The sequence below is a fragment of the Brasilonema sp. UFV-L1 genome (assembly GCF_012912105.1).
GTDB lineage: Bacteria > Cyanobacteriota > Cyanobacteriia > Cyanobacteriales > Nostocaceae > Brasilonema.
Genome location: NZ_QMEA01000009.1, coordinates 89,470 through 96,369 on the forward strand (window position 1 = coordinate 89,470; position 6,900 = coordinate 96,369).

The window sequence follows — 6,900 nt, forward strand, 5'->3', positions numbered from 1 at the left end:
CAAAACTCATCAAATGTCTAGCACCAAAAGACGTTTACTGTTTTCTTTTTGTTAACGGAACATACTACTGACAGAGCTATCTTCGTGAATCCGCCAGATTGTTTCCCCAAGGAGATTAGCCACTGACAACACCACTAACTGTGGAAAGTGACTACTTTCTGGGATTGGAATCGTATTTGTGACAATCACTTCTTCAAATAAACCACTTGATAACCGCTCAATTGCTGGTGGTGAGAACACTGCGTGAGTCGCACAGGCATAAACCTGACGCGCTCCTTCTTCCCGCAGAAGTTTTGCTCCTGCGGCGATAGTTCCGCCAGTGTCTATCATGTCGTCTACCAGTACGACCGTTTTGTCTTTGACGTCACCGATGACATTTAATACTTCGGCAACGTTATGAGCCTGACGACGTTTATCTATAATCGCTAGTGGTGCATCGTTGAGCTTTTTAGCAAATGCCCTTGCTCGTGCGACACCACCGACATCTGGGGAAACTACTACAAGATCAGGCAATTGTTTGCTTGCTAGATAATCAAGCAAAACTGGAGAACCGTAGACATGATCTAGTGGTATGTCGAAATACCCCTGAATCTGAGCTGAGTGCAAATCCATTGCCAGAATACGGTTAGCACCTGCTTCTGTAATGAGATTTGCCACTAGTTTAGCAGTGATGGACTCTCTTCCTGCCGTTTTCCGGTCAGCACGGGCATAACCGTAGTACGGAATAACAGCAGTCACCTGCCGTGCAGAAGCACGCCGACAGGCATCAATGATAATCAGCAATTCCATCAAATTGTCATTCACAGGATGACAACTGGGCTGGATGAGATAAACATCACAGCCCCGGATTGATTCTTGGATTTGAATGTATAATTCTCCATCCGCAAATCGTTTGCGAATCATTGGTCCCAAATCCATGCCCAGGTAACGAGCGACTTCCTGGGATAGCGGTATATTGGCAGAACCAGAGAACAACCGCAGCCGAGTATTATCAGCTAGTCCTGTTGTCATCGGCTGCATTTTTAAAGTTGCAGAACTGAGCACAGCAGATCCTCGATGTGCATTCATGGCAATCTTATCACTAGAGATTAAACAGCTTTAAGCAAAAATAATGAGAAAAAATATATTGTCAGCTTTTTTGAAGATTTTATAAATTTTTTTAACATATCTCTATCAAACCACATTTTGCTAATTTTCTACCACTTGTACTCACAAACAATACAAGTCTTTCAATTAGAGAACCTAAATACCTAATGATACTAGTTTTAAGTGCAAATGAGGAAACTCTTAAGCTTTTTTAGTTTGCCACAAAACACTATTATGTAAGGTCATTGGAATTTAATAAACTGCCATTACGCGTATATTAGCAACAAGACCAGTTGGTCCTAGACCATTCTACAAGTCATACTTGACCTGACAACTTTAGAGTAGACAGGTAAGTTTAAAGATTTGGGAAGTCTGATCAAAGTTAAAACTGACCGAAGACACTCTGCGCTCACCAGACATATAGCGCGTTCCTTACGTGTGTTCGTTAGACGCACGTGACTGGGATAGCTGCAGCATGATAGCTGCCAAAAGAAAGTTCAATATTATGCTGTTTGCTTGGAAACTATCCGTATCATAGTCAAGTCCTCCTCTGTTGCCATTACACTCAATTCATCAACGATGCAACCACCAATTACAGCTGACACTATCTTGCAAAACCGTTACCGGATCACTCGAATTTTAGGTCAGGGTGGATTTGGTAGAACCTATCTGGCTCAAGACCAGAGGCGCTTTAATGAACTTTGTGCAATTAAGGAATTAATCCCAACTGTAATTGGGGGTTATGCTTGGGAAAAAGCAAAAGAACTTTTTCAGCGAGAAGCTGCAATATTGTATCAAATACAACATCAGCAGGTACCTCAATTCCGGGAGAGATTTGAACAAGAGCAGCGCTTGTTTTTAGTGCAAGACTACGTTGCTGGAAAAACGTATCGTACTCTACTGGATGAGCGTCAAGCCACTGGGAGTACATTTACAGAAGAAGAAGTGTTACAATTGATGCGCTCCTTGTTACCAGTCTTAGAGCATCTTCATCATCAAGGAATTATTCATCGAGATATTTCACCGGATAATATTATTCTGCGAGAAACTGATCACCTACCAGTGTTAATTGACTTTGGAGTCGTCAAAGAACTGGCAACGAAATTAAAATCTCCAGAACACACAATGCCAGCAACCACTGTTGGAAAATATGGTTATGCCCCTACTGAGCAAATACAAACAGGTCGAACATATCCTAGCAGTGACTTGTATGCACTAGCAGTGACAGCCATCGTATTGCTGAGTGGAAAAGAACCTCAAGATTTATTTGATGAACATCAACTCACTTGGAATTGGCAACGCTTTGTCACAATCAATTCACAATTCGCTTCTGTGTTGAATCGAATGTTAAGTCAAAAAGTAGGCGATAGCTTCGCTGCTGCGCAAAGCGCAGATCGCTACCCAAATGCTACAGATGTCTTACAAGCATTACAAGCTCCACAACAAGCAAATGTTTCTACCTCTTATGTGTCCAATGTACAAACACTAGCAGTTGGTCGCCGTCCTGAGCAAGCACAACCATCTGCATCCAATAAACCTAATGAACCTAACCCTGCTATTCCACAACAGAGTAGCCGTTCCCTCTTAGATAATCCTTTTGCGGTTTTTGCAATTACGATTGTTGTCATTGTTGTAGCAGGATTTAGCTCTTGGGCGGTGGTGAGAAGCATCCGTAGTCAGTCACAAGTCACAGCACCAAACACAGATCCACAAACTTTCCCTTCACCTGTCATTCCCAATGAAACTGCGCTCACACCTACACCGACATCCACACCTACAACCACATCGACACCAACACCCACACCAACCAACAATGAACCTGTTGTATATAGCAAACGCCTCAATTTTGGAACATCTAACACTGCTGATGTAAATGGTACTATTAAAGCGAATCAAATAGTTCAGTACAAATTTTTTGGTCAACAAGGGCAACAGTTAACTGTATTGCTTACTCAACAAAGCAGTGTATTGCTATCAGTTTTAGGTCCAAATCAAGAACCAGTTGACAATCCTACTAAAGATTCTTCATTCTTTCAACAAAAATTGCCTTTGACTGGTAGATACATCATTCAAGTACGTCCTGTCCTGGGACAATCCGAAAGCAACTACAATCTTAGCCTTGAATTAGAAAACTCAGTCAAACCCACACCGACACCCACAGAAGTATCACCTTCACCCACACCGACACCCACAGAAGTATCACCTTCACCCACACCGACACCCACAGAAGTATCACCTTCACCCATACCTACACCCACAGAAGTATCACCTTCATCTACACCTACACCCACAGAACAGCCGTCCATAGTTCCTCCGGTTGAACAACAAAATAACCCGCCTGCTAGTGAAACACCCAATTCTGCTCCTGATCAAACAGATTTGCCTCCAAGATTGTAGAAGTTGATGCAGAATCTGCATGAAATTTATGCTAATTCTTTATAGAATGGAATTGTCAACAAATTATGATAGTAACTGTGAGAAATTAGTTGTTGGCTATTCATAACTAACGACTAATGACTGATAAGCTGTTAAACACACTGTTGGTGACAGGAACAGATACAGAGGTTGGCAAAACTGTTTTAACGACAGCATTGGCAGCCTATTGGCAAAAATACCAGGCTTCCCGCAGTATGGGAATTATGAAACTCATGCAATCGGGGGAGGGCGACCACGAGTGGTATCAAAAGCTGTTTTCCTTAGACCAATCTCCCGAAGAACTAACACCTTTATATTTTCAAGCACCTCTTGCTCCTCCCATTGCCGCCGCAAGAGAAAATAAAACTATAGATTTAGCAACAGTGTGGCAAGCTTTTACAGCTTTACGTCACCGCCGTGATTTTCTATTTTTAGAAGCATTAGGAGGATTAGGTTCACCAGTAACCAATGAACTGACAGTTGCTGACTTGGCAGGAGAATGGCGGTTACCTACAGTGTTGGTTGTTCCAGTCAAATTGGGTGCCATAGCCCAAGCAGTTGCTAATGTAGCATTAGCACGACAATCACGAGTCAATTTAAAAGGTATTGTTCTCAATTGTGTTCAATCTCGAACAGATACAGAAATTGCTGACTGGACACCAATAGAGTTGATTGAGTCACTCACTCACATTCCAGTTTGTGGCTACTTACCATATCTAGATAACCTAACTAATTTATCTAAAATGGCACAAGTAGCATCAAATTTAGATTTAGAACGATTGCTATATGCTTGAAAAAGTGTGAAGAGTGAGACAACAAATACCTTTTGCAAAAGTTTGAAGCGTAAAAATAAAAAGACTTAGCTGTCATTTGAATTTCAAAAATGTAAAACATGGTTTCTACATTCCCGAATTCCTCTTCTGTTGATTTATCTCGTATCCGACTCTCCATTCGTTCACTGCAACCGCAACTTGTGGAGTGGCGACGACAGTTGCATCAAAAACCAGAATTGGGTTTCCAAGAAAAACTCACCGCCCAGTTTGTCTCGCAGAAATTGCAGGAATGGGGAATTGAGCATCAAACTGGTATTGCTCAAACTGGGATTGTAGCCACCATCAGGGGTAACAATCTCAGTCCTCAAAAAGTGTTAGCAATTCGAGCGGATATGGACGCTTTGCCCATTCAAGAACTGAACGAGGTACCCTACCGCTCGCAACATGATGGGGTGATGCACGCCTGTGGACATGACGGACATACAGCAATTGCCCTAGGAACAGCATACTATCTTCATCAAAATCGAGAGACTTTTGCTGGTACTATCAAAATTATCTTCCAGCCAGCAGAAGAAGGACCAGGAGGCGCGAAGCCGATGATAGAAGCCGGGGTGTTGAAAAACCCTGATGTTGACGCGATTATCGGATTACACCTTTGGAATAATTTGCCTTTGGGGACACTAGGTGTCCGCGCTGGTGCATTGATGGCAGCTGTAGAAACATTCAAATGTACAATTATGGGTAAAGGCGGACACGGTGCTATGCCCCATCAAACTGTTGATTCAGTGGTGGTTGCTGCCCAAATCGTCAATGCCTTACAAACAATTGTCGCTCGTAACGTCAACCCTATTGACTCAGCAGTAGTGACAGTGGGCGAACTCCACGCTGGAACCAGAAATAATGTGATTGCTGATACAGCAAGGATGAGTGGTACCGTAAGGTATTTTAATCCAGCATATGAAGGCTTTTTTAAGCAGCGCATTGAGCAAATTATTGCGGGAATTTGTCAGAGTCATGGTGCTAGTTATGACTTTAATTGCTGGTCACTTTACCCACCAGTTATCAATGATGCTACGATCGCGGACTTGGTGCGCTCAGTTGCTGAAGAAGTGGTAGAAACGCCTCTAGGTGTTGTTCCTGAATGCCAAACAATGGGCGGCGAGGATATGTCTTACTTCTTGCAACAGGTGCCTGGTTGCTATTTCTTCCTTGGTTCCGCAAATCCTGACAAAGGATTGGCTTATCCTCACCATCATCCTCGATTTGATTTTGACGAAACCATCCTAGCGATGGGTGTGGAAATGTTCATTCGCTGCGTGGAAAAATTCTGTAATTGATCAAGGTAGATGGGTATCAATAAATATTGAGTTCGATATCCGAAGATTCATCTCCCATGAAGCCGATGATCATCAACAGCACTGCGGAATTTCTGGCTGTCGCCCAAAAGCACGGTCTTCGACTGAACGCCGAAAACGTAGAACTCAACGCATCAGGAGTCGATTTCCTCGTTGCGTTCGCCACCGACGAAGACGGGATTTCATGGGTATTACGGGCACCCAGGCGGTTCGACGTCATTGAAAGGGCAGCCAGCGAAAACCGAGTGCTGGATCTGCTGCGTAAGCACCTCCCAGTTGCTGTACCGGAATGGCGAGTGAACACAGAAGAGCTGATCGCCTACCCCAGACTTGCCGGTACTCCAGCCGCTACCGTGAATCCGGTAGCCAAGAATTACGATTGGTACATCGACCAGCAGTCGCTCCCCGTCGCCTTTGTTGACTCGTTGGCTGAGGCTATCGCAGCCCTGCACGCCATTGATCACGATGCGGCGTCTGAGGCTGGCGTCCGGGTGCTGCAGCCTGCCGAGGTTCGGCAATCACTTGCTAAGAAGATGGATCAAGCGAAACCCCTGCTGGGAGTCTCGGAGTTGATATGGCAGAGGTGGCAGAATTGGCTCGCCGACGACACGTATTGGCCCAAGCACTCAGCACTGATCCACGGCGACTTGCACCCAGGACACATTTTGGTTGACCAGAACTACCGAGTGACTGGACTGCTGGACTGGACGGAAGCCGAGGTTGCCGATCCAGCAACGGACTTTGCCGCTTACTACGGCATTTTCGGTGAGTCTGCCCTGACTCATCTGCTTCAACGGTACCAGGATGCCGGAGGCCGGGTGTGGCCTCGGATGCAGGATCACATTGTCGAACTGTATTGTGCTTGTCCTGTCGCAGTTGCGATGTTCGTGCTACAAACGGGTGAGGAAGCTTACTTAGAGTTAGCACAGATGATGCTGTCGGCACATGAACAGCAAATGGCTGGTTTGTGATGATTTTTTTCTATTACGCTTGACACCATGCGTCTTTTAGTATGAGCACTGTCGAGCGCTTTTTTGTGCCTTTTTCAACTCTGTCGAACTCACGTTAATATCAAATCCGGTAGCATCTGAATGATTAAAAAACCGCACGAGGCAAGAGAGGAGCCAGTGCTCGGCTAGAGTTTCCCGACTTGTAGACGCCCGGAGGGCGGCTTCCCGGAGGGTAGCACCTGGCGTGACACACCAGAGACAGAGGAAGGAGAAATAATTCCGATACAAACGGATTTAACTTCTTCGCCGTAAGTCCTCCGC

The 6,900-nt window shown here is 44.7% G+C and carries 5 protein-coding genes; 4 read left to right on the top strand and 1 reads right to left on the bottom strand.

Going from position 1 to position 6,900, the window contains the following annotated elements:
- Window positions 1-51: 51 nt before the first annotated feature.
- Window positions 52-1,068 carry a ribose-phosphate pyrophosphokinase gene (locus DP117_RS05150; protein WP_169217258.1) on the bottom strand — a complete coding sequence of 339 codons (1,017 nt, stop codon included), beginning with the start codon at window positions 1,066-1,068 and terminating at the stop codon, window positions 52-54.
- Window positions 1,069-1,665: 597 nt separating this feature from the next.
- Here DP117_RS05150 and DP117_RS05155 point away from each other — a divergent pair.
- From DP117_RS05155 to DP117_RS05170, 4 genes are all read left to right on the top strand, one after another.
- Window positions 1,666-3,483, top strand: coding sequence for a serine/threonine-protein kinase (locus DP117_RS05155; RefSeq protein WP_169217265.1), 1,818 nt, complete (start codon window positions 1,666-1,668; stop codon window positions 3,481-3,483).
- A gap of 116 nt (window positions 3,484-3,599) precedes the next feature.
- Window positions 3,600-4,295 (top strand): dethiobiotin synthase, encoded by a 696-nt coding sequence (gene bioD, locus DP117_RS05160; RefSeq protein WP_169217259.1) that lies wholly within the window; start codon window positions 3,600-3,602, stop codon window positions 4,293-4,295.
- A 98-nt stretch (window positions 4,296-4,393) separates the two neighbouring features.
- On the top strand, window positions 4,394-5,611 hold the full coding sequence (locus DP117_RS05165; protein ID WP_169217260.1) for a M20 family metallopeptidase: 1,218 nt from the start codon (window positions 4,394-4,396) through the stop codon (window positions 5,609-5,611).
- Between the two features lie 56 nt (window positions 5,612-5,667).
- Window positions 5,668-6,600: a macrolide 2'-phosphotransferase gene (locus DP117_RS05170; RefSeq protein WP_282440253.1), complete on the top strand. Its 933-nt coding sequence runs from the start codon at window positions 5,668-5,670 to the stop codon at window positions 6,598-6,600.
- Window positions 6,601-6,900 lie beyond the last annotated feature (300 nt).